Raw genomic sequence first — 24,634 nt, forward strand, 5'->3', positions numbered from 1 at the left:
GCACAGACCTCAAATCTGTCTTCATTGAAATCATTTAACAAGCAACAGCTTTTCCTTCAACTCTATGAAATTCACAGGTTTGGTCAAAAAATCGTCCGCACCGAGTTGCATCGCCTGATCATGGTTTTGGCTGTCACCATAAGCAGTAATCATCATGACCTGTGGCGGCGCAGAGGGAAAATCTGCACGAATTGATTTGAGAAGCTCAATGCCACTCATGCCCGGCATATTGATATCAGACAATATCATAACCACTTCAGAGGAATGCTCAGCCAGATACCCGAGTGCCTCCTCGCCTGAAAAAGCAAAGGAAAACTCAAAAACGCCACCTCTGATCTCCTTTCTGAACTTCTGTTCAAAAAGCGATTTCACGTCCATTTCATCATCAACTACCAATATTTTCATCTCAACTGCATTTTAATTTTTAAACAGGAATGGTAATGCGGAATTCTGTTTTTTCACCGGGTACTGTGTCTACATCCAGCGTTCCTCCATGACCATTCGTAATGATATCATAGCTCATCGAAAGCCCCAAACCTGTACCTTGACCCGTAGGCTTGGTGGTAAAAAACGGTTGGAAAATCTTTGCTTTAACATGTTCCGGCATCCCTGTACCATTGTCGCTGACGCGGATATACAATTTATCAGCAAATTTTTTGGTGGATATTTTAACCTCCGGTCGGTAGTCTGTTTCCTGATTACTTTCGGATAATGTCTTCTTCTTTTCCGCAACAGCGTAAAATGCGTTGGTAAAAAGATTCAGAAAAACACGGCCAAGATCCTGTGGCAACACATTCACCTTTCCTATTGTCTCATCGAAATCGGTAGTCAGGGCGGCATTGAATTCTTTATTTTTAGCCCGTAAGCCATGATAGGCCAATCGCATGTACTCGTCTGCCAGAGCGTTTACATCCACTTCCTCCTTATTTCCGGACGACGCACGCGAATGTTGCAACATCCCTTTTACAATGGAATCCGCACGTTTACCGTGATGCGTAATCTTCTCTTGATTTTGACTCAGGTCACTGATAATGCCTCTGATATACTCTTTATCCTCGCTGCTGATTTCTGTTTTCTCAATCTCTTCTTCCAGTTCCTGACATAGCTCAACTGACACTTCGGAGAAGTTATTTACAAAGTTGAGCGGATTCTGGATTTCGTGTGCAATACCGGCTGTCAGTTCTCCCAACGATGCCATTTTTTCACTTTGAATCAGCTGATTTTGAGTAGACTTAAGCTCTTCAATTGCCTTTTGAAGCTCTTCCTTTTGCAATGTCAGCTCATGCGTTCTTTCAGCTACCAGGTATTCAAGAGACTCCTTTTGCGCCTTTATCTCACGCTCCTCTCTCTGTCGTTCTTCACGTTCTTTCTGAAGTTCTTTCAGCTGACGTTGAGCAAACAACCAGATAATAAAACACAGTACAAAAGCGAACGACCGAATCGCAGAAAAATAATTGGAATAGTCGTCGTAAAATGACGGGGTGACAATTCTTGCCAAATCCCTGACAAACGATACTACGATAAATGGAATGATTGACAATACTATACCCCGTACGTCATAAAAATCATCATTTTTATAAGCAGTAAAAACCAGTAACGCCAGAAAAGCATTTCCTATCCAACTAAACCACGACGCCGAATCGCTGATAAAAAAAGCGGCGACCATGATGTAACTTATGTACTTGGCATACTCGATTCGTTGATGCCAATAAGGCATTTTCTCCTTGGTATGCAGCGTTTTCCGGATATGTTCAAGCAGAAAAAAGGAAACCAGAAAGTAATCCATGGACAGATAGATGATAAAGAGTTGGTTCGCTCAAAGGCTAAATGAGGTCACAAAGTAATTATTTTCCTTCAAAATCCTGATTTCCGCTTTCCTGACCGAACCATCCGACTTCGATTATTTCGTCCACATTGCACGCCAGTAATGCTTCATAAGGGTTACCGGTTAGGCCTAATGCTCTGGCAAAAGCCGGCTCCGTTTTATATTCCACAGATTTCAGCCGGATGATCTCTTTTCGGAAAGCCTCTCCGAAAGCCTGCAGTAACTGGTGTTCAACGAGCATGTGCCGGTAAGCGAATTGTTCTCTGGAAGGTACAGACTGTCCGAAAATTTCAATTTCAAAGGCATCCACCCGGAAACTAGCTACCACAGATTGTCCATCAGACCGGATGTTAATCGTAAAATTTTCCAAATGGCTAAAATACTGCCTGATTTTTTGAAAGAAGTAGTCAATATCATCGGAACAACAGATTATATCCAAATCACTATGCTCCAGATCAATTTCAATAGGAATGGTACCAGCAAGAAGCGGATCAAACTCTTTCAGATGTAGTAATATCTCGTTATCCGTAAGTAGATCGTATGCATCGCGTTGCCTTTTGTTTCCGGATTTTAGGTATTCAATGTTGCTGAAATCTATCATCTGATCGATTGTAACTATTTTTGAAAAACTGAAAACTTACAAAAAACACCTCAGACTGAGTATTTAAAGACTTTGTTGCAATAAATTCCTCTGATAATGACATATTTACAGTGAATTCTATAACCAGAAAAGTTGTTGAATATGCACTGTATCATGAGCATCTCATTTTCAGTATCAGGATCACAAATAAACAATATAGAACCGGATATGATCCGTCCATTCGAAGACAATAAAAACAATGAAATCTTCCATCATAGACTTTAGTAAAAATTCTCCTCTGGATGTAATGCAGATCGATTCTGTTATATCCTTCAAAAAATATATACAACATCTGGAAGAAAGGGTTCAAAACGAAACCACTGCACGTAAAGCATTTTTTCAGATAGTACTTGATAAACTGCTTGCCGATCCTACTTTTCTGGAGCCGTTTCCGGGAAATATGGCCGATCGTTACAGAACCCAGCTGGATCTTGTTTATGGAATGCTGGTGCCCCCTATCGCTGAAGAAAAAAATGTACTTTGGGGACTGAGTGGCCCTATCAATCCTCAGATATTTTTCGGAACCGACACTTTCTATGATCTCCTTACCGACCGTTTCACGGGAGAATTACGGTGTGATCTGGAAAGTGTAAATCAGGGATCTGTGAGACAGAAAGCATTGACGATGTACGGCATGATTTTCAGGAAGTTTTACAATTTTCCTGCATCCGATCACACTGGTATGCTCATTTCCCTGCCCGACAATAAAACCGGACTTGTAAAATACTACAGGATTAATATTGATACGCGATTTATTGACGTGGTTCTCAAAGGAGAACTTCCTGATCTTGACGCGAATACCATTCGCAGACAAATACAGGAAAGTGCCGATATTTCGGAGTTATTTTCCCTGCTTCCTCTATCTCTTTTCCGTTTTGAAGGCATTTCAGTGCTTACCCTCACAGACGTAACAGAGGAGCATGCACTCGAAAATCTCAAAAACACGATTCTCGACCGTAACAATTTTGATTCACAAACTTACTACCGGCGTATAGCTGAAACTTTAAGAACGTTGGTTGACGATCCTGATATCGATTTTGGGTTGATGCCGCTTATCAGGGTCAATAACAAACTGATTTTCAACCGAAACACAATTCTCCATAGTAAGCTGATCAATGCGGCTACGGAAAGCCATGTACCAGAAGAACTTTACATTTCTCTGGCTGAAAACTACTTCAGGAACCCCAAAGTAGTCTTTATGCGGAGCATTACAGAAGAGGATGAGAAATTTCAGCTCATCAAAATTCTAAAAGATGATGGCGTCGAGTCCTATTCTATCCTGCCCGTTTATTTTGATAATAAAGTGGTGGGTGTACTCGAATTGTTTTCCGGCAAGGAAGGCGTTATTGATGAAAGGGTTTTGTCCCGCATTGATCCCGCTCTTTCTCTCATAGCTCAGGTTTTTCAGAACAACATCACTGAATTTAACGCAAGTATCGAAAATGTGATCCGTGAGAAATTCACTTCACTACAACCCGCCGTTCAGTGGAAGTTCAGAGATGCAGCCTGGCACTATCTCCGTGATAAAACAGAAAAGTCGGGAGGAAATCTGATAGAAAGTATCGCGTTTAAAGATGTGAACCCTCTGTATGGTGCCATCGATATCAGGAATTCTACTCATGAGCGAAATATTGCTTTGCGTGAAGACCTTCGTTTACAGTTCTCCGTGCTGATAGAAACATTCGCTGTTCTGAAGCAAAAGAAAGGATTCGGTCTGGCTGATGAAATGGCCTTCAAATGCAAAAAAATGCTGGACTGGATCGTTGATGACAGTACCGACAACGATGAAATGAAAATCAGGGAGTTTCTGGAAAATGAAGTTCATCCGTTTTTAACCCATTTCAGAGAAAATTACACTGGCAAGAAGCTCAACATTCCTGTTTTGGCGGGGATAGATGAGCCAAATGAAAATGATGATGTCACGGCTGCTGCCATCGACAGGTATTTTGCGCTGACAGATGAAACAAATGGTGAAGCCTATGCGCATCGCCGTGCGTTGGAAACCTCAATGCAAACCATTAATTCGTCAGTGAATTTATATCTGGATCTTTTCAAAACGGAGATTCAGCAATCCTATCCTACGTATTTTGAAAAATTCAGGACGGACGGAATAGAATACGACATTTACATTGGTCAGTCCCTTGAACCGGAAAGAACTTTCAGCAACCTTTACCTGAAAAACATTCGGTTATGGCAGCTCACATCCATGGCAGCCATAGCACGTATTACGCATTCACTGCTACCAAGTCTCCCTAAACCGCTTCTTACAACACAGCTTATTTTTATAAACTCAGGAACTATTGATATCAGTTTCCGTGATGATGAAAAGCGCTTTGATGTGGAAGGGGCATATAACATTCGGTATCAGGTTATCAAAAAGAGGATTGATAAGGTGCATGTGAAAGATACGGGTGAACGCTTAACGCAACCTGGCAAAATAGCTATGGTGTATTTCAATAGTAAATCAGCTGAAGAATACGTCGATTATATTCGCTATCTGCAGGAAAAAAATACGTTGCTGGATGATCTCGAATTCCTGGATCTGGAGGAGCTACAGGGAGTTAATGGTCTCAAAGCACTCAGAGTCGGAGTAAACATGCTTTCGGAATGGGACGATGAGAATGTTTGAGTAGAGATTGCTCAGCAGTGAATTTTCAAATAAAAATTAAGGACTTTAACAATATCATTCAAGCAGACCTGAACCCAATTTTGATTCCAATTATGAATTACGATCAGCAGCTCGTCAAAGTAAGGCACTATGTTAATCAATTTCTGAACCAGGAGGCAACCGCGCGGCTGCTGTACCACAATCTGGTACACACAGAGTCGGTAGTAGCCAATGCCAACAGAATTGCTGACCATTACCAGCTCGATGAAAAAGATACCTTTATTGTAACTGTAGCTGCCTGGTTTCATGACACTGGTTATTATTCAGGAGAAGCTAAGGGGCATGAGCAACGTGGAGCTGAATTGGCCGCAAATTTTCTGAAAGAATGTAGCATCCCTGATGATACCATAGCTCAGGTGAAGGGCTGCATACTGGCTACTATTGTTCCGCAAAAGGCGAACAGCTTACTTGAAGAGATCGTGTGCGACGCCGATTTATTCCATCTTGGCACAACTGACTTTGCTGATAGGAACAAACTCATGCGCAAAGAAGCTGAACAGCGTTCAAGTGAGAAGATTGACAAGGCCGCATGGCGAAAAAGCACCATCGAACTGATGGAAAATCACAGCTTTAAGACTGCTTATTGTCGGGAACTTCTCACTAAACAGAAAAGCAAAAATCTGGCTAAGCTGAAAGAGAAAAGTAATGAAGAGCTGCCGGAACCGAAACAGATTGAAACAACTGAGCCAAAATCTCACGAAGCTGCTACAGTGAGTGATGCCGCAGAGGGTAAAAAACAGAAGTCGGACAGGCCGGATAAAGGTATTGAAACCATGTTCAGGATCAGCTCCAACAACCACCAGAGACTGAGCGACATGGCTGACAATAAAGCCCATATCATGATCACAACGACTTCAATTATCATCTCTGTACTACTCAGTGTACTGATCAGAAAACTGGAAGACAATACCTACCTGATCCTCCCGACCATGATTCTGTTGACAATATGTGTAATCACCATGGTTTTTTCTATCCTTGCAACACGACCGACAATTCCTCACGGCACATTTACCCAGGAAGACATAGACACGAAAAACGTCAACCTGCTGTTTTTCGGTAATTTCTACCGCATGTCCTACAACGACTACTCCCAGGGAATGCAAAAGATGATGAACGACCGTGAATTTTTGTACGGCAGCCTTACCAAAGATGTGTATTCTCAGGGAATGGTTCTCGGCAGGAAATACCGTTTACTGCGGGTAGCCTATAATGTGTTCATGTTCGGCATTGTGGTATCGGTTATTGCCTTTGTAATCGCCTCAGTCGTTTATGGACGTCCATCCTGAGTAGTCAGATATACTATGTTGCTTACACTGACCAACAAACCTTTTTACAGACTATGAATAAATTTTTATATCCCATTTTTACTGCGTTATTGACAGCTTCGACCACGGGCTGTACACCTGCTGATAAACCTAAGGAAACCTACACTGAATACGATTTACATAAACCGGAAAAGTTTAACATGCCCGAAAGCCTCTTCGAAATATCGGGCATCAGCTTTAATAAAGGAAATGCTGATACCATTTACGCCATTCAGGACGAAGATGGCAAAGTGTTCAGGCTTGCCTGGGGAGTGAAAGTTCAGAAGCATACCAAATTTGCGAAAAAGGGAGATTTTGAAGATATCTCCATTGTCAACGACAAGGTTGTTGTTCTAAAAAGCAATGGAGTGCTCTACTCCTTTCCACTCTCCGAAACTGCATTTGAAGAAGCTGAAAATGTGCAGGAGTTCAAAAAACTACTTCCCAAAGGTGAATACGAAGGCATGTATGCCGATGAACAGACGGGCAACATTTACGTGCTCTGCAAAAACTGTGCTGATACCGATTCAAAAATTAAAGTTCCGGGCTATATCATCAATCTAAACACACCTGATCGTGTGCAAACTTTTGGCATTGAAGTCGATCAGATCAAAGCAATAACGGGCAAAGTGGAAAGAGGTTTTCGCCCGTCGGCATTGGCACGCAACCCAATGAACAACAATTGGTACATTGTCTCGGCTGTTAATAAAATGCTGGTAATCACCGATGATAAATGGAATGTAAAGAATGTAGTTGCTCTCAGTTCAAACACATTCACCCAACCGGAAGGAATTGCTTTCGACAAAAATGGCAATATGTATATCTCCAATGAAGGTGATGACCTTGCAGACGGAAACATTCTTAAATTCAAACGCAACGGCAACTAAAGCATCTGATCCGGATTCACACCTTTCCAAAGCAAGTCCCTCTGCATTGCAGAATTTGATAATCCGGAATATCCGGAGACATGTCCCCCACCACAATGAAACAGACAATTCGTTATATCTCCATTCCGATTTTTCTTGCATTTATGGCATCCTGTGCCAGTTATAAAACACAGTATGCACCTGCTGCCAGGCAATGGCAATCCGAAGCCCCGCCCCCGGAAATCCGATTAAAACATACCATGTATCTGATAGGTGACGCCGGAAACGATTCTCCTGAACATCCCGCACCCGTGCTGGAATATCTGAAAACAAAACTGGCGAAGGAATCGAAGCAAAGTTCGGCTCTTTTTATGGGCGATAACATTTATGAATATGGTATGCCGCCTTCCGAGGATTCATTAAATCGTAAAGTCGCCGAGTACAGAATTGATTCGCAGCTGGAAACATTGCACAACTTCAAAGGACGCCCTATTTTTCTACCCGGCAATCATGATTGGCGTGGCTGGGGTGTTAAAGGCTTAAAGCGACAGGAAAAATACATCCAGAAATACCTAAACCAGCGCCGTGGTAAGACAAACAAAGACGATTACGAAGATTACTTTCTACCATTGGACGGCTGTTCGGGACCGGAGGTTGTAGAATTGAATGATAATGTTGTAATCATCGTGGTGGATTCACAATGGTGGCTCACCGACTGGGATAAGGATTCCGGGATAAACGACGGTTGTGAAATCAAAAATCGGGAACATTTCAAATTCGTTTTTGAAAACGTACTCAGAAAATATCGCAGCAAAAATGTTGTGATCGCCATGCATCATCCGTTGTATACCTATGGTCCGCATGGAGGGAAGTTTACGCTTAAACAGCATTTGTTTCCGCTTACGGAAATGAATCCAAAGCTTTACATTCCACTTCCCGGACTCGGAACGCTAAGCGCTCTTTTCAGAGCCACCATTGGTTCACGACAAGATATGGCCAACAAGCATTACAGAGATTTGAGAGCAGCGATGCTGGCAGGCGCCAAGAAAAACGGTAATTTCATTTTTGCAAGTGGACATGAACACACCTTGCAATTCATTGAAAATGAGGGACAACAATTTATAGTAAGCGGTAGCGGTTCTAAAAACAGTCCCGTTGGGATGGGAAAAGGTTCTCAGTTTGCCACGACGTCACTGGGATTCAGCACACTCAACTTCTACGACGGAGGCGAAACCTGGGTAAAATATTGGGAGGTCAGTACTGACGGTAAGGATGCCCGGGTCATCTACCAGAAAAAAGTCAAATCAGCAAATACGGTAGCCACAATCGATTCCACAACCACGTTCCCCGAGTACGCGATGAAACTTGATTCAGTCGATCAACTCGTCAGTAAGACCGAGATTAAACCTGTTGGGCAATTTCATAACAAAGTATTCGGCAAACATAACCGGGACCTTTACTTACAAAAATATAGATTTCCCGTACTGGATCTGAGTACTGCCAAAGGAGGACTTACTCCGGTGAAACAAGGTGGAGGTAACCAAACCAACTCTTTACGACTTAAAAGTGCTGATGGCAAAGAATACGTACTGCGCGGGCTCACCAAGGATGTGACCCGATTTCTGCCTGCTCCGTTCAACAAGATGGTGGCAGCTAAGTTTTTAGTTGAGGATAATTTCCTTTCAACCAATCCGTTTGCACCCTTATCAATGCCAGCTCTGGCAGATGCAATTCAGGTTTACCATACCAACCCTAAATTGTATTACGTTCCCGCCCAACCCGGCCTTGACACCTACAATACTGTTTTCGGAGGTACGATGAATCTTTTTGAAGAACGCCCCAACGGAAAGAAATGGAAGAATGCTCCCTTTTTCGGCAATGCTGACGCCATTCTGAGTACGCCGGAAGTGGTAGAAAACATTCTTGAAAATAACAAAAACAAAGTTGATGAGAAATGGATGGTCAGAACAAGGCTTTTCGATTTTCTGATCGGAGACTGGGACCGGCATGATGATCAGTGGGCATGGGCATCTATAAAACAAGGAGATGGCGCTCACATTTACAGACCTATCCCCCGAGACCGTGATCAGGCATTTTCACTGTATGATGGGGCAGTAACCGGAATTGCACGCCTCACCCTACCCTTTCTTCGACAGTTGCAGAGTTTCAATCCTGAAATCAGCAGTGTGAAATGGACCACATGGAGCGCAAGACTCATAGACCGGACATTCCTGAACAGTTTATCCTGGGAACAATGGCAGGAACAAGTTGTTTTTATACAGAAAAATCTCACTGACGACGCGATCGAAGCCTCTTTCAGGGATTGGCCCGCCGAAGCAAGGAAAATGTCCTCTGCGTCGATTTCTGCAAGTATCAAAAGTCGCAGAGAGAGTCTGATGCAAATTGCCAGGAAACATTATGAGTTTGTGAGCAAATCGGTGAATGTTATAGGCACCGAAGAAAAAGAGCGGTTCATAGTGGAGCGGCTGGAGAATGGGAACACCAGTGTCACGGTTTTCGAGACCGGAAAAAACGGACGTCAGAAACAACAGGTTTACCACCGCATATTCGAAGCTGACGTTACAAAAGAAATCAACCTTTACGGCAATGGCGACGATGACGAGTTCATCATTACAGGCAATGTGTCAAAAGGTACAAAGGTCCGTGCGATAGGCGGCTTGGGAAAAGATGTTTTTACGGATAGTTCAAGAGTTGCTTCAGGTTCAAAAAAAACCATTGTCTACGATGACTTGAAAAAGAATACTCTGGCAGCAGGCCCGGAAACGCGTGACAAACGCTCCTCTGCTTACCGCTACAACATTTACGATCGCAGAAGCAGCGACAGCAATTACGACATTACACTGCCGCTACCGATTTTAGGTTTTAATCCTGATGATGGAGTCTTGCTGGGAGGAAATGTCAACATCACCAGATACGGATTTAAAAAAGAGCCTTATGCTTCTGTGCAGACATTCGGCGGAAGCTATGCTTTCCATACCCGAGCATTTAAAGTCAATTACCGGGGAGACTTCGTGAACGCCTTCAAAAATTTCGATTTCTTCCTGGACACTTATTACCATGGTCCCACTTACGCGTTCAACTACGCGGGTATTGGTAACGAGAGCGAACGACCTGTGGACGACCCCAACTATTACAGGGTCAGACAAGGGGCACTGCACGTGTTTCCTGCCATAAAAAAACGATTTGCAGGTAATAGCGGATTCGTGGCGCTGGGACCCTACTTCGAAACAAATAAAATTCAGAAGACAGCAGAGAGGTTTATCACCTCTCCGGAAAACGGTCTGGATGACGAGATTTGGGGAACGAAGTACTATTCGGGGGCAAAACTGCAGTTTGGCTTCAACAGTGTCGACAACATCTTTGCGCCTCATTCGGGAATCCGTTTTAATTCAGACCTGAGCTGGACCACCAACCTGCAAACCCATTACAATTTTGCGGCATGGCGCGCCAGCTTTTCATTGTACAAAGCGCTTGACACGAAGGAGAATGTGATTCTGGCGACACAAGTGGGTACAGGAATTAACTTTGGCGGAGGTTATGAATTTTTTCAAATGCCTACACTTGGCGGAAAGCAAGGTTTGAGAGGATATCGCACGGAGCGATTTTATGGCAAAAGCAGCCTATGGCACGATACAGATCTGCGTATTCGACTGGGTAGCAGCTACAACCCCGCCCTGCCGCTTACCTACGGGCTGTTTGGAAGTTTCGATCACGGGAGAGTGTGGATGGAAGATTACTATTCAAATCAATGGCATTTCAATTACGGGGGTGGGATTTGGCTGGCACCGGTTGATATTCTGACATTGGCCGTTGGAGCGTTTATACCAAAAGAAAAACAGGAAGAAAAACCCAGAATCGCATTTCAGATTGGATTCTGGTTTTAAATCCGAAATTGTTGCTCATAGTTCAAAACAAAAATCCCCTCAATTCACTGAAATTTCAGGTATTGAGGGGATTTTTAGCTATTGTCCGGTTCAGAAATGCTTGCTGATGTTATCTGCAATGGCTTTCATGCCTTTGTCAGATGGATGTATTCCAATGTCACGTTCCTGAAATTTATCAATGGCCGTCAGAGAAGCGTCTTCAAACATTTCAGCAAAGTCCGCAATTTCATAACCCCGGTTTCGGGCCACATTTCTGATGCGATAGCTTGCTTCTTCCATATTTGCCCAAAAGCTCGTGGTACAGATTACTTTCGATGATGCATTCTTTAACCTCAACTCCGTAATAAGCCTGTCATAACGATTTTCATAGTCGTTAATGGTCGTCATTTTTGTGTTTTCCGCGATACGCATGACAATCAAATCCGGAGCGAAATCGGTAAAAGGTTTCACCGCGGCATAATCGTAGGTGCGGTAATTTTGCTCAAAATCTACCGCAATCAGCAACCTGATATCCACCGCCGGATTTAATGCTTTGAGCTTTGCGGAGATCTGATACACATAGTCTTTGTCCGGAGCACTAGCTGCCATTCCCCAGTTTCCGAACCATCCACGATCAGGCAGAGGACCATGAAGAGTAATGCTGTTGCCGACGATAAGCACCCTTTGGTAAAAGATAGTAAAAGAAGCTTTTGATACCGGCGAAAGAATATTTTTGTATCTGGTCCTCCCCCATACATTCATCGTATCCGTTACGGCAAAACATTCGGCAGCCTTCCAGTTTTTTCCTTCATCCACACTGATCTCATAGATTCCCGGAGCCGGAAGGCTATCTGCATGCAGCACTATCTTTGAACCGTAAGGTACTTTCCCCGATGCCAGCGAAAAAGACGGCTGCGGCATTTTGCTAATAAATATTCCCGGATCCGAAAGTGCTACGCTTGTGCATGTGTCCACGCCCATTTGTACCGGATGAGGTTCATTTCTGCATTGCCAAAAAGAAAAAATAGTGATTGTAGTGAACAGCAATGCGATTCCTCTCAATTTCATTTTACAGTGTTTTAAGCTTTAAAGTTGGCTCCTCTACAAACTTCCAGGAGAGCCAGCTGAGGGGTAAAGTTAGTAATAAAGAATAGATGAACATTTCTGTAATTGATATCTCCTGTGGCCAAAAGTACTGAACAATGAGTTGCTGTACAGGAAAGGCGTAGATATAAAGACCATATGACAAATCCCCTATGTCACCGAATTTGTTCAAAGGGCCTTTCTTGAATCCCAGATATAAAACTACATAAGGAACCAGCAAATATCTGATCATCCCAATAGCGGCAAGCGGGAAAAGTCCCAGAACCGAAGCGCAATAATAGACAGCCAGCAATAATGCCAGCAGAGCAATTGCAATACTACCTTTGTAAGGAATTTGATCCTGAAAGAAAAATATCACACTCCCCAACAGAAAATACATTCCAAAATTAATCAGATGCCCAAGGTCCAGATGTATGAAACGAATCGTTACTGGATTTGCATCTAATGCGGATTGCCAATATAAAAAAGAACCCCACAGGAGCACAAATAATACCAGCGATACATACTTTAGTTTTTTGCCAAAAATCGCGTAGCCGCCTAATAAAAGACCATAGCAGGTCACTTCATAAGCTAATGTCCATAAAGATCCGTTTGTCGCACTTGCAGGTAATTCTGTAAACGCTCCGGGAAGCGCGTCGGGATATGGTGGAAAAAGTTTGAGGCATTTCAGATAACGGTAGGTTTCCATGGAAGTAAAATATTCCTTCAAACCAAGTGTTGTTGCCAGCGGACCAACAATCAGAATTGTAAAAATAGTAGCTGCAATAAGTCCCGGCATTATTCGGATAAACCGCTTCCAGATAAAACGGATATATCCGGTGCTTCTGACCAGACTGGTTGCAATTAAATATCCGCTGATAGAAAAGAAAATACATACTCCCATGTGCGCTGTTGGAAAGAGCCCACCTGTGAGTATTTGCAAGTCGTCAAAATTGCTCCGTCCCGACAAAGGAAAGCAGTGACCATAAATCACAAAAACAGCAGCAAGAAATCTTAGAAAGTGAAAATTATTAGCATGCATTGACTGGATACTTATTGAAGTGTGTTGATTAAATAAATATTATTTCCCGAAATATCGGGCATTTCCCAATTTAAAACTGACCGGCAAAATTAGCCAATTAAACATTATCACGAATCAATTTGCAAGCGTATTTTGCAATTGGCTTTCGGCTGCTGGCAATCGGCTAAAAAGTGGTTTTCTGGATAGGTTTGATAGCCGATAGCTGACAGCCGGTAGCAAATATCCTCATATAATTCTATTCGTGGTAATGTCAAATTAGACCAGATTATATTCTTCGCATGATGTGATTGCTTAGTTTAACATTTGACAACCCGATTATTTTTCCAAAAAACATCCGCGCAAAGTCAGATAAATATGGCTGTGAATATGAATGAAAATACACCTTTCAGCCTTGCAAAAAAAGCTTCAATATGAGAGCTGCTAAATTCCTGAATCCGTTACCTGTGCAACTGTTTATGCTGAGCCTGAAATTTTTTCTTACAGACAATTCTCTCAACAGTTACTGAAGTAAGAAAGCGATCCACACCTATGAGCCGATGTTGGAAAATAACAGTAAAGTACAATTAAAATTTATCACTGATCCACATCTCAGGTAGCAAACTGACACCAGCATACTTCCGTTCATGTCACTGAACCGTACCCCCAAGTTCATTCAGAAACTTCACAAACTCTTCCATTTTTTTTGCTTTCGACTCTGGCAATATTTGTTCAGCTGTGGCTTCTGCGGTGGCAAGTGCTTCATTAAGAATACGCTTCCCTGCGGAAGATAATTTAACATAGCTCACTCTCGCATCCCGTGCATTCACTTCCTTTTTCACAAAGCCCAGTTTCTCCAGTGGCGATAAGATTCTCGTAACGCCCGACGCAGTCAATCCGATTTTCTCCGCCAAATCTGTGCGGCGTAACTTCTCGTCCGGCTCGTTGGCGATATGATAAAGGATAAGGAAATCATTCAGGCTGATTCCATGGCTATGCAGCTTTGTATCAAAGCGTTTGGAAGCAACAGACTGCACAACATTCAGGTTCAAAAAGAACTTTAAAGTAGAAGATAAACTTGACATATATTTGATTATTATTTGATATATACTTGACTGTTCAAATATATATCAAATAAATTACTGATGCAAGTGTCTGTTAATAAATTATTTAGAAATTTTGAAACAGAGCATTGATACAAAATCTATAAAACAGATAGTAGATAAACATTGCCGCAGGATGCCGCTGAGAATTGGCTGTACAAGTACCGTTGCAGAGTGTGAACCGGATACAGAAAAGAAAATAGCACTATCCCTATGGTGCTTATCACAAGAATTTATTTGAATAACGCCTGATGGCCACTCAGGGCTCTTTTATTCAGAATAAGCGCGGAGCAATTCACGGTAGCGATTAAGGATTCCGGATTTGGAAATGAAGCCTACATAGGTGCCGTCGGCCTTCACAACAGGAAGATTCCACACGCCTGCTTCGTCGAATTTGCGAACAGCAGACGCCACGTCGTCAAACTCGTAGATGAGCGCTTTGGGCTCTTTGATGAGTCCTGAAACTGTGAGTGAATCCAAGGCATCTTTATCAAAAAGATAAGGCCTCAAATCATCAATTGTGATAATCCCGGACAAGCCCCCATCCTCTCGGGTTACAGCGATAATATTACGCTTCCCACATTTCAGTAAATTCAGCAAATCAGGAAAAGTACTATTTATAGAAAGTACCTGCACGTCCTGATCTATCAGGTCCAAAGTGTGCAGCATAGATAACAAATTCCTGTCGTGCTCACGGGTAAAAATCTTACCTTCATCAGCCAGTTTTTGAAGGTCAGGGGAGTTGGGAGAGAACCATTTTGCAATCAGAAATGACATCACACTTACCAGCATTAACGGAATAAAAAGATCGTATCCTGAGCTTGATTCAGCAATAAGAAAAATAGCAGTCAGAGGTGCATATAAAACACCACTCATTACTCCTGCCATACCTACCAATACAAGGTTTTCAACAGGTACATGTTCCAGTCCGATTTGCTGACAAAACAGTGCAAATACAAAACCCAAAGTACCACCTGAAAAAAGAGAAGGTGCAAAGTTTCCTCCATTACCTCCGCTGTAAATAGTTATGGAACTTGCAAAAGCTTTGAGCAGACAAATCACTGCAAGAAATACCAGCACTACCCAATCGCGGTAGCCAATAAAACGAAAGAAGCTATTCTCCATCACTTCTCTGACATTTCCATTTGTGAGCGACTTTATTGTCTCATAGCCTTCTCCAAATAAGGGTGGATAAAGTACGCACAACAGAGACAACACTGCCCCACCTAGTACTGCTTTTTGTAGTCTGTGCCATTTCAATTCTTTGAAAAATTCCTCTACATATTTAGTTATCAAAACAAAATAGCGCGCGTAGAGTCCACATAAAATTGCCAGCAAAAAGTAGAATCCAAGGTTGCGATAATCAAATGCAGAGCGGCTTGTAAACTGAAATAATACGGTCTCCTGAAGTAATATTTTAGAAACAAGACTGCCACAAACTGCCGCAACCACGAGCGGAATAAAATCTGAAAAAACAACACCGACAAGTAAAATTTCAAAGGCAAACATAACACCTGCAATAGGTGCATTAAATGCTGAAGCAATACCTGCGGTTGCACCTGCTGCCAGTAACAAAGTGCGCTCTTTATATTTCAACTTATACGTTTGTGCAAAGTTTGATCCAATTGCAGCACCTGTTACAGCAATAGGACTCTCCAATCCGGCCGACCCTCCCAAACCAACTGTCACTGCACTTTGAATAATTTGAGAATACATTTTCACAGAAGAAACCACACTGGAATTCTTCGCGATTTCATACAGAATAACCGGGATTCCCTTTTTATCCTGGCCATTAAAAATCACAACAACCAATAAACTCGTAATGACAATACCCAGAAAAGGAAAGATCAGATAGAAAAAAACCTGGTCTTCAAAATACACTTTGTGTGTGATCAGATAGTGAATTTTATGGACAAGTGATTTAAGAACCACCCCGGCAAATCCACACGTAAAACCTACCAGAATACCCGACAGAATCAGGAACTGAGACCGCGACAATACACTTTTCAGCCAGAAAATAACAATCTCAAAGCTCCTTGCCTTTTCGAGGCTATATCTTGAAAAATTGCGCCTGAAGCGGAGAAAGCTATAAAATTTCCGGATTGTGTCTTTCTTCACACCAATGCGTTTTGAGTGATTTTCTATGAATAGAAATCGTTGTAAATATCATTCCAAATTGAAAGGACATGCAAGAAAATAAATAGAGGGAGGATACGCAAACAAATAAGCACACAGTTACTAGTTATGGTAATCTCGAAATCATAAACGCCTGCCGGCTCAAAACCAACAGGCGCTTATGGCATTTAGGTGATAACAACTATTTCAGTGCGCACTGGCAAGCTTAACTTCCAGGCGTATGTCAACACCTCTGTCGTCGTTGCCATAGCGATTCCTGCCCGTGCCTATGCCAACACCCATACCTCCGCCCATTCCTATTCCTCCGCCCATGCCGATGCCAATGCTCGGAGAGAAACCGGATTGAGAAGACTGGCCTTCGATGGAGATGTTAACTCCCAGTGTAGATTGTTTTCCAGGGGTTACCGCCATCAATCCCAGCGGTATCGCGATCTGCTCGGTAAGCTCTCCGTTTTGATCCATGGAAATGCGGGACTTGATACTGCCGTCACCGATCACCAGATTGATCGAATGCTGCCCTGCTTTGTCCTTCCAAACTGCTTCCTTATTGTATGAATCAAGTAGCAAATTCAGTCCCAAACTATTGGGCATGTCTGTATCAATGCGTTTCAAAGCCTTGCGATCTTCTTTCAAAACCACCGGGAACAACAGGTAATAAGCGTTTTTTTTCTGCCCCTCAGGACTAAATCCCACTTTAAGTCCGTTGGTAACTATTTTTTGGATTGTAACCGGATCTTTGGTTTTTAATGTGATGTACACATACTGATCATCATTTATAATCCCATAACGAAGCCGGGATTTCTGATCCTGCTGATCTGGTTTAATTTCATCTACATACGAAAATGGCGCATTCCATTTTGATTCGTAAGGTACCGTTTTTGAGGAGCTACACCCACCTAATGCGGCAAACAATACAAGCACAAGTGCTTTACTTCTATTTTTCATCTGACAGAGCAAATCTTAATATTAAACAACTGGTATTCTAACGTAAATGCTACAGATTACAGTACGAGAGCAGCGACTAAATCGTTGCGCCGGGTACTGCCGAACAGTTGCGAATTCAGATTAATGCTTCAATTTTTTCGTGAAGTTTTGCCGGTTGGAAGGGCTTTGCTAATGTGTCGTTCATCCCTGCAGAAAGCGCCTCTTGCACCTCCTCGGCCAAGACAGTTGCTGAAAGTGACAAAATGGGGATGTCCAGTTTCATATTTTGCCTGATAAAGCGTGCCGCTTCAAAACCATCCATGACGGGCATCCGCGTATCAAGAATAAGTATATCGAACTTCCCATCGCTGAGCGCATCGATAACCTCCTGTCCGTTTTCAACCATTGTCAGATCCACATTCCAGCTGGTCAGATACTTTCTGATCAATAGCGCATTCACTTTATTATCTTCCGCCACCAACACTTTTTTGCCGGTAAACGGTGCCAGTTCATTAAATGGTACACTTTCCTTGCTGGCAACAACCCTTTTCTCTTCTGCGAGGTTAAATGTAAAGTAAAATTCACTTCCTTTATTGATCTCACTTTCCACTTTCAGCTCACCATTCATCAACCCAACCAGTTTTTTTGAAATAGTGAGTCCCAGGCCTGTTCCTCCGTACAAATGAGCTGTTTTATCAGTCGCCTGTCCATACTCCGAAAATATATTGGCCATCGCATCCTGAGAAATTCCTATTCCCGTATCAACCACGGAAAACCGGATCTGATGAAACTGACCTACACTTCCTGTATTCTCAACACGAACTTCCACCGAACCTGATGCCGTGAATTTGAGCGCATTACCAGCAAGATTCATCAATATCTGATTAAGCCTCAATCCATCTGCCATGACACATTCAGGTACATTGGGATCGACATAACTGCGTAGCGCGATTTGTTTTTCATCTGCTTTAAACTTCAGCAAATCAAGTATTCCCTTAATCAGATTTCTAAGATCAACTGACTGGAGAACGATGGAAAATTTACCTTCATCTATCTTCGAAATATCGAGTATATCATTGAGAATATTCAGCAATGACGCTGAAGACTGGGTGAGCATTTCCAGCAGATTCCGTTGAGAAAAATCCAGCTCAGTCGCTTCCAATACATTCGCTATACCGATAATTCCATTCAAAGGCGTCCGTATTTCATGGCTCATATTGGCCAAAAACGATTCTTTAGTTTTTCTTGCCCTTTCCGCCACTTGTTGCGCATCTACCAGGTCTCTTTCGTACGCTTTTCGTTTACCAATATCATGCAGGTTGACGAACAGGAGTCTGTTTTTATACATCAAACGCAACTCCAGCCAAACGGGCTGCCGCAGCATTCCCACAAAGCGGTCTTCGATCACAATGGTATTACCCTCAGTATACGACCGTTTTACGAGTACTTCCTGCAAATTGGATGACCTGGGCTCAACAAGAAGATCCAGCATAGAAGTATTGATCAGGTCTGCAGGTGAAAGACCCAGAATCGTATTCACGGACGGATTGATAGATTTGATTCTCCCTGTTTCCGGTTCTATTGTGGCAATAATATCAGGAGAATTGGTGACCACTGTTGCATAGTTTTCCAGAAGCCGGTTCTTATCTCTTACCTCGCGCTGACTTCTTGACAGCCTGATAAGCGCATCAACCTTTGCGTTCGTGATGTAGGGATCAAGTGGTTTGTACAGATAATCTATTGCACCTGATTTCAACCCGCGAACCGCGTAGGTAGTCTCTTTGGATATTGCTGTAACAAAAATGATAAGGATTTCTTTGGTCTTAGGATTGGAGGCCAGGGTTTCTGCAAATTCAAATCCATCCATACCGGGCATTTGAACATCAACCAAAGCCACCGCAATATCGTTATCCCATACGATTCTGAGTGCCTCATTGGGCGAGGTAGTTTCATATATCGCAATATCATCCCTGTCGAGAATGGCCTTTAATGAAAGAAGGTTTTCTTCCCGATCATCCAGAAGTAATATTTTTGTTTTATCCATTTATTTAGATTCGGAATTGCGGACAACCCCTTTGTTTGAGCTCGATTAAAAATTCTCCTCTGGCCTTACACTATTCGTTGATAGATATTCAAAGGTTCACTCACTACTCTGAAACAATCCTGTAAACCTGAGTCGCGTAATGTTTCTCTTTTACCCAGGCACAAAAAACCAAGAGGTGCGAGACTGTCATACAGCTTTCTGAATATTTTTTTGCGCTGTTCAAGGGTAAAATAAATCAATACGTTACGGCAGCTGATAAATTGAAATTCGTTAAAAATACCGTCGCCAGTCAAATCATGACTGGCAAATATGATTTGTTTTCTGATCTCCGGATCTATCGCCGCCTTTCCGTAGGATACATGATAATAATCTGATAATGAAGTTTTCCCACCTGCCTGCAAATAGTTTTCGGAAAAACTGCGCATAGCAGAAACGTGGTAGGCTCCATCCCTCGCTATCGCAAGTACCTTTTGGTTGATATCTGTCCCATAAATAAGGCTGCGGTCTTTCAGGCTACACTCTCTGAGCATAATGGCCAATGAAAACGCCTCTTCTCCCGAGGCACATCCTGCAACCCAGAAGCGTAGTTCTGCATAGGATTCCAAATAGCTAAAAACAGCAGATTTTAACAATTTATAGAAATCAGGATCCCGGAACATTTCTGTATAATTGACTGTAAGATCCTGAGCGAAACCAGACGCTTCCCTGCTCCCCTGACCGACATAACTAATCAGCTCCTCCAGGCCGATCCCATGCTTATGCAAATAAGACTCGGTCCGTCTTAATAGCGAAGGACGGCTATATCCGGAGAAGTCAAAACCTGAATTCTCACGAATACGCACAATCAACTCTTCTATAACGGAATTATCCAATGTCATCATATCAGGAAGCATGAATCCAGACTTTGATAAGTGAAAGAAGCTTATCAATATCGACAGGCTTTGATATATAGTCGTTGGCTCCTGCTTCCATACATTCCTCCCTGTCCCCGCGCATGGCTTTCGCCGTAACTGCTATAATGGGCAGATCAGCCCACTTTGGCTCTTTTCTGATCTGTTTTGTTGCCTGAATTCCATCCATTTCAGGCATCATTACGTCCATCAGCACCAGGGAGATATCATTCGTTTCTTCCAGTTTCTCAATAGCCTCACGACCGTTGGAAGCAATAATCACAGAGAAACCAGCCTCTTCAAGAACCACGCTAAGCGCAAAAATATTACGCATATCATCGTCGGCGAGCAATATCTTCTCTCCTACCGAAAGTACAGGTGTAGCTGCCGGGACGTGTACGGCTTCTTTTTCAAATACAGGTGTTGCAATTGGTTCAGGCTTAATCTGTTTCAGGAATAATTTCACCTCGTCCAGTAGCCTTTCATTTGACTTGCGGGTTTTCATTACCACGGGGTGTGCATACTTCATCACGCGCGTCAGATCATTTTGAGAGAGATCTTCCGCAGTATTCACAACGACGGGGATATTCCGATAAGCTGGCTCCAGCTTAATCTCATCCAGAAAGTCCAGCCCGTTTGCGTCAGTAAGGCGGATATCCAGAATAATTCCATCGACCGATTCTGTGGCCAAAACATTCTTGGCTTCAGCAGCTGAATAGGCATACAAAACAAAAATATTGTTGTCTGTCAGGAAATCACCAAGATATTTGCTTTGGTACGCATCGTCTTCCACGAGCAATAACCTTTGCTTATTCAGATCTTTTCCTTCCATTTTTAAAAGTGAAAAAATGCCTTCCGCTGACTTTCTGTCAACTGGCTTCTGTATAAAACCGATTGCCCCTTCCGCATTAAAGTCACTTTCTTCTCCCGCAGAGACCGTATGTACCGGAATCAAACTGGTTTTAACATTGGATTTTAAAATTCTCAGAATTTCCGCACCATCCATATCAGGAAGATGCATATCCAGGATAATAGCTGTTGGTTTGAAGCTGGTAACCAGTTCTAATGCCTGTGCCCCATTTTCTGCCACCACTACTTCGAAACCGCTGTTTTTGGCACGGTGCGCCATATCAGTAGCAAATAGTGAATCGTCTTCTATAAGCAACAGGCGGTGTTCTGTGGTGTCATTTTCAGGTTGATTAATGAAGACTGTACGCTGCTCAGTCTCATTACTGAACGCTTTCTCTTCTTCTGTTACCACCGGGATTGTCAGGGTAAATACTGATCCTTTATTAGGCTGACTTTCCAGTGAAACCGAGCCTCCGAACAGATGAGTAAGTTCTCTTGTGATAGATAATCCAAGTCCGGTACCTCCGTATTTGCGACTGGTAGAACCGTCGGCCTGCTGAAAAGCTTCGAAAATGGTTTGCTGTTTTTCAAGCGGAATACCGATGCCGGTATCGCTGACAGTGAAAATCCATGAGTCTTTACGCTGAGCAATATGAAGCGCTACTTCGCCCGGAGCAGCTGTAAACTTCACAGCATTCGAAAGCAGATTTCGTAGTATTTGCAGCAAACGTACCTGATCCGTAAATAAGTCGGAAGGAGCATCCGCAGCTTTACCAATTTTAAGAACGAGACCTTTATTTTCAGCTATTTTCTGGAAGGTATTTTTTACTTCCAGCATAATTACCTCAGTTGAAACCTTTTCGAGGTGCAGATCAATTTTACCTGATTCAACCTTTGCCAGATCCAGAATATCATTGATCAGCGTAAGCAAATCACTACCGGAATTGTGGATTACTGATGCGTACCGTTGCTCTTCATCACTCAGTCGCGCCGCCTTATTTTCCTGCAGAATCCTAGAAAGGATGAGTATGCTGTTGAGAGGCGTGCGGAGTTCGTGGCTCATATTGGCCAGAAACTCGCTTTTGAATCTACCACTTTTTTCAAGCTCATCGGCTTTGGTCTGAAGCTGATTGCGCGCTTCTTCCAACGTACTTTTCTGCTCTTCAAGAAAAACCGCCTTTTCTTCAAGCTCTGTATTGAGCTGTCTGAGTTCCTCCTGCTGTACTCTTAATTCTTCCTCTGAAACCTGTAACAGAGAAGTCTGGCGTGTCAATTCTTCATTTGTAACGCTCAATTCTTCCTGTTGGGTCTCCAGTTCTTCTGCCTGTTTCTGGGTTTTTTCCAGCAATTCCTGCATGATTTCCCTGGCTTTGGCAGCTACCAACGCTACAGCAGCATTTTCTCCGACAATATGTAGCAACTCAACTATATTATTAGCAGGTTTTTGTAAAAAGGCCAGTTCAATAAACCCTATTACTCCTCCCTCAAACATCAACGATTTGATCATCACCTTGCCTGGCTCACCACTTCCTGAACCAGTACGTACTGATAGGTATTCCGGCGCTACATCCAGCTCTTTGAAAGCGGTCTTATCCACAGCCATCTGACCAAGAATTCCCTGACCTGATTGTATAACAGATGGTACAATTTCCTGATTTTGAATTCCATGGCATACCAGCAATTCATAAAAGTCTCCTTCGGGAGAACGCAGATACATAACGGCAACCTGTGCATCAGTCAGCTCCACTACTTTCCTGATCAGACTAGCCGCCAGCCCAACCGTGGAAGGTTGCCCCTGGATTGCAACACCCGCTTCAGCTGCAGCACTCAAAATCCAGTTTTTCTCTTTATCCTGAACAGAAATTATTTCAAGCTGTGTATTCAGATCACTGGTCTTCTTTTCTGAAAGAATCTGTGCGTTGTAGGTCCGTCTTATAAAATAAAACATCACGAAGATCACCAACATGAATATGCCCGTTCCGCAGATAATAAACAGTTTGGCATAAGAGGCACTTTCACGCGCCTTTTCCTCCCGCTCTATCAATAGTGCCTGCTCCGTATTGCTGATCCTGTTGAACAGGAAGTCAATTCTGGTCGTAAGCATTTTGCCCTGCAGGATGAATGACCTTAGTGAATCTCTATCGAAATTGTTACTGCTGATCATATCCAGCTGCTTGTTCATCACGTCAAGCTTCCCGGTTAAGACAAGGCTGAGAGAATCAATTCTCACTGTTTGTTCGGGATTGTTATTGACAAGCGTCCTCAGATCGTCTACTTCATCCCAAATGCTTTCAACGGCCATCTGGTATGAATTCTCAAAGGTATTTGTCTTGGTTAATGCATAACCTCGAATATTTGATTCGGCTGTAAGTAGCAGGTTTTTGACAGAAGTCGAAGAATTCATTACCTCTCTGGTATGATTCACCAAAGCTCCGTTTTGTTGCTGCAGAACCAGTGCTTCGTAGGAAGTAACCCCTACTATGATTACCAGAATAATAGAAAATGAGATCCCGGCCAGGACCTGTTGCTGAAAGGAAAGACGCATAACGTTGAGAATATCGCTACTATGGTAGTGTAATCGGGCGAAAATTTCTGTGAATATCAGTAAAATTGTCCAGTTAACTCCGAAAAAAAATCAGATTTCTCGATTTTTGTTAACTATTTTTTCGAGGAAGGGAATTGCATTAATACGATATATAGTAAAAATAAATTCTACATTGGAAATGTATTATTAATTGCAATAATTATTACATCAATTATTAGTAAACCAGTCTTTACCTAACAGAATAAATCTTATAGGTTCAATCATAACAAAATAGTACAACTCCGGTGACTCCCTATTGACTCTGTATCCGTACAGGAACATCCGGAATAAATTGTACTTTATGAATACAGATCAAAATTTGATTAGCTTTTCAAATCTTTGAGCATCCATATTTCGCAGGAATGGTGTCCACTGTTTCCCAACGGTTCCGGCAGACTCCTGAATCCAAGGTGCAGGTAAGTTTGTACAGCGGCAGACAGTTCTGCCATCGTTTCAAGATATACCCTCGAATAACCTAACGATGATGCAGTATCCAGAGATTTTAAAATCATCTTTTTACCGAGACCAAGCCCTCGTGCTTCAGGTAAAAGATACATCTTTACCAACTCTACGGTGTCATCGGGCAGACCTGTGGTCGGATATAATCCAGCTCCTCCTACCAGCTTCCCATCTATCAACGCTACGTAATAAACGCTGTTCTTTTTTTGGAATAAATCACTCAGATGGTCGGTACTTTCATCATAATAGACTGTTCCGGGCTTCGCAGCATTAAACTCCAGCAAAGTGTTTCTTATAATATCTGCCAGTGCTTTGTTATCTGTTTCAACAATTTCTCTTATTTCAATTTGCATCCGT

At 42.6% G+C, this 24,634-nt stretch carries 16 protein-coding genes; 4 read left to right on the forward strand and 12 right to left on the reverse strand.

What is annotated here, in order from left to right; all coding sequences use genetic code 11:
• Positions 1 to 30 precede the first annotated feature (30 nt).
• From DSL64_RS00620 to DSL64_RS00630, 3 genes are read right to left on the reverse strand one after another with little or no spacing between them, the layout of a single operon-like run.
• Positions 31 to 405 carry a response regulator gene (locus DSL64_RS00620; RefSeq protein WP_115828704.1) on the reverse strand — a complete coding sequence of 125 codons (375 nt, stop codon included), beginning with the start codon at positions 403 to 405 and terminating at the stop codon, positions 31 to 33.
• 19 nt (positions 406 to 424) lie between these two features.
• Positions 425 to 1,786 carry a sensor histidine kinase gene (locus DSL64_RS00625; RefSeq protein ID WP_115828705.1) on the reverse strand — a complete coding sequence of 454 codons (1,362 nt, stop codon included), beginning with the start codon at positions 1,784 to 1,786 and terminating at the stop codon, positions 425 to 427.
• Between the two features lie 58 nt (positions 1,787 to 1,844).
• Positions 1,845 to 2,426, reverse strand: coding sequence for a DUF4269 domain-containing protein (locus DSL64_RS00630; protein ID WP_115828706.1), 582 nt, complete (start codon positions 2,424 to 2,426; stop codon positions 1,845 to 1,847).
• Positions 2,427 to 2,664: 238 nt separating this feature from the next.
• Between DSL64_RS00630 and DSL64_RS00635 the strand changes: the two genes are divergently transcribed.
• The 4 genes from DSL64_RS00635 (at position 2,665) to DSL64_RS00650 (ending at position 11,208) form a co-directional block, all read left to right on the forward strand.
• Positions 2,665 to 5,094 carry a GAF domain-containing protein gene (locus DSL64_RS00635; RefSeq protein ID WP_115828707.1) on the forward strand — a complete coding sequence of 810 codons (2,430 nt, stop codon included), beginning with the start codon at positions 2,665 to 2,667 and terminating at the stop codon, positions 5,092 to 5,094.
• Positions 5,095 to 5,186: 92 nt separating this feature from the next.
• Entirely contained in the window at positions 5,187 to 6,419 is a 1,233-nt protein-coding gene (locus DSL64_RS00640; RefSeq protein WP_115829125.1) for a Pycsar system effector family protein, read from the forward strand.
• A 53-nt stretch (positions 6,420 to 6,472) separates the two neighbouring features.
• Positions 6,473 to 7,324 carry an SdiA-regulated domain-containing protein gene (locus DSL64_RS00645; RefSeq protein WP_199539309.1) on the forward strand — a complete coding sequence of 284 codons (852 nt, stop codon included), beginning with the start codon at positions 6,473 to 6,475 and terminating at the stop codon, positions 7,322 to 7,324.
• A gap of 95 nt (positions 7,325 to 7,419) precedes the next feature.
• Positions 7,420 to 11,208 (forward strand): metallophosphoesterase, encoded by a 3,789-nt coding sequence (locus tag DSL64_RS00650; protein WP_115829127.1) that lies wholly within the window; start codon positions 7,420 to 7,422, stop codon positions 11,206 to 11,208.
• A 90-nt stretch (positions 11,209 to 11,298) separates the two neighbouring features.
• On the opposite strand, the gene DSL64_RS00655 is transcribed toward DSL64_RS00650, so the two are convergent.
• The 9 genes from DSL64_RS00655 to DSL64_RS00695 all read right to left on the reverse strand — a co-directional run bounded on the left by DSL64_RS00655 (position 11,299) and on the right by DSL64_RS00695 (position 24,630).
• Positions 11,299 to 12,255 carry an SGNH/GDSL hydrolase family protein gene (locus DSL64_RS00655; RefSeq protein WP_115828708.1) on the reverse strand — a complete coding sequence of 319 codons (957 nt, stop codon included), beginning with the start codon at positions 12,253 to 12,255 and terminating at the stop codon, positions 11,299 to 11,301.
• A gap of 1 nt (position 12,256) precedes the next feature.
• Positions 12,257 to 13,312: an acyltransferase family protein gene (locus tag DSL64_RS00660; protein ID WP_115828709.1), complete on the reverse strand. Its 1,056-nt coding sequence runs from the start codon at positions 13,310 to 13,312 to the stop codon at positions 12,257 to 12,259.
• Positions 13,313 to 13,938: 626 nt separating this feature from the next.
• Entirely contained in the window at positions 13,939 to 14,373 is a 435-nt protein-coding gene (locus DSL64_RS00665; RefSeq protein WP_115828710.1) for a MarR family winged helix-turn-helix transcriptional regulator, read from the reverse strand.
• A 288-nt stretch (positions 14,374 to 14,661) separates the two neighbouring features.
• Positions 14,662 to 16,509 carry a chloride channel protein gene (locus tag DSL64_RS00670; protein WP_115828711.1) on the reverse strand — a complete coding sequence of 616 codons (1,848 nt, stop codon included), beginning with the start codon at positions 16,507 to 16,509 and terminating at the stop codon, positions 14,662 to 14,664.
• A gap of 204 nt (positions 16,510 to 16,713) precedes the next feature.
• A complete protein-coding gene (locus DSL64_RS00675) occupies positions 16,714 to 17,472 on the reverse strand; it encodes a hypothetical protein (protein WP_115828712.1) in 759 nt (252 codons plus the stop codon).
• Between the two features lie 115 nt (positions 17,473 to 17,587).
• Positions 17,588 to 19,495, reverse strand: coding sequence for a hybrid sensor histidine kinase/response regulator (locus tag DSL64_RS00680; RefSeq protein ID WP_115828713.1), 1,908 nt, complete (start codon positions 19,493 to 19,495; stop codon positions 17,588 to 17,590).
• 65 nt (positions 19,496 to 19,560) lie between these two features.
• Positions 19,561 to 20,388 carry a CheR family methyltransferase gene (locus DSL64_RS00685; protein WP_229216906.1) on the reverse strand — a complete coding sequence of 276 codons (828 nt, stop codon included), beginning with the start codon at positions 20,386 to 20,388 and terminating at the stop codon, positions 19,561 to 19,563.
• Positions 20,378 to 23,779, reverse strand: a complete 3,402-nt coding sequence (locus DSL64_RS00690) for a response regulator (RefSeq protein ID WP_115828714.1) — start codon at positions 23,777 to 23,779, stop codon at positions 20,378 to 20,380. Before DSL64_RS00690 ends, DSL64_RS00685 begins: the two co-directional genes overlap by 11 nt.
• 362 nt (positions 23,780 to 24,141) lie before the next feature.
• Complete coding sequence (locus tag DSL64_RS00695) at positions 24,142 to 24,630, reverse strand: GNAT family N-acetyltransferase (RefSeq protein WP_115828715.1); 489 nt, start codon at positions 24,628 to 24,630, stop codon at positions 24,142 to 24,144.
• Positions 24,631 to 24,634: the final 4 nt, after the last annotated feature.

It is taken from the genome of Dyadobacter luteus (assembly GCF_003383615.1).
GTDB classification, from domain to species: Bacteria; Bacteroidota; Bacteroidia; order Cytophagales; family Spirosomataceae; genus Dyadobacter; species Dyadobacter luteus.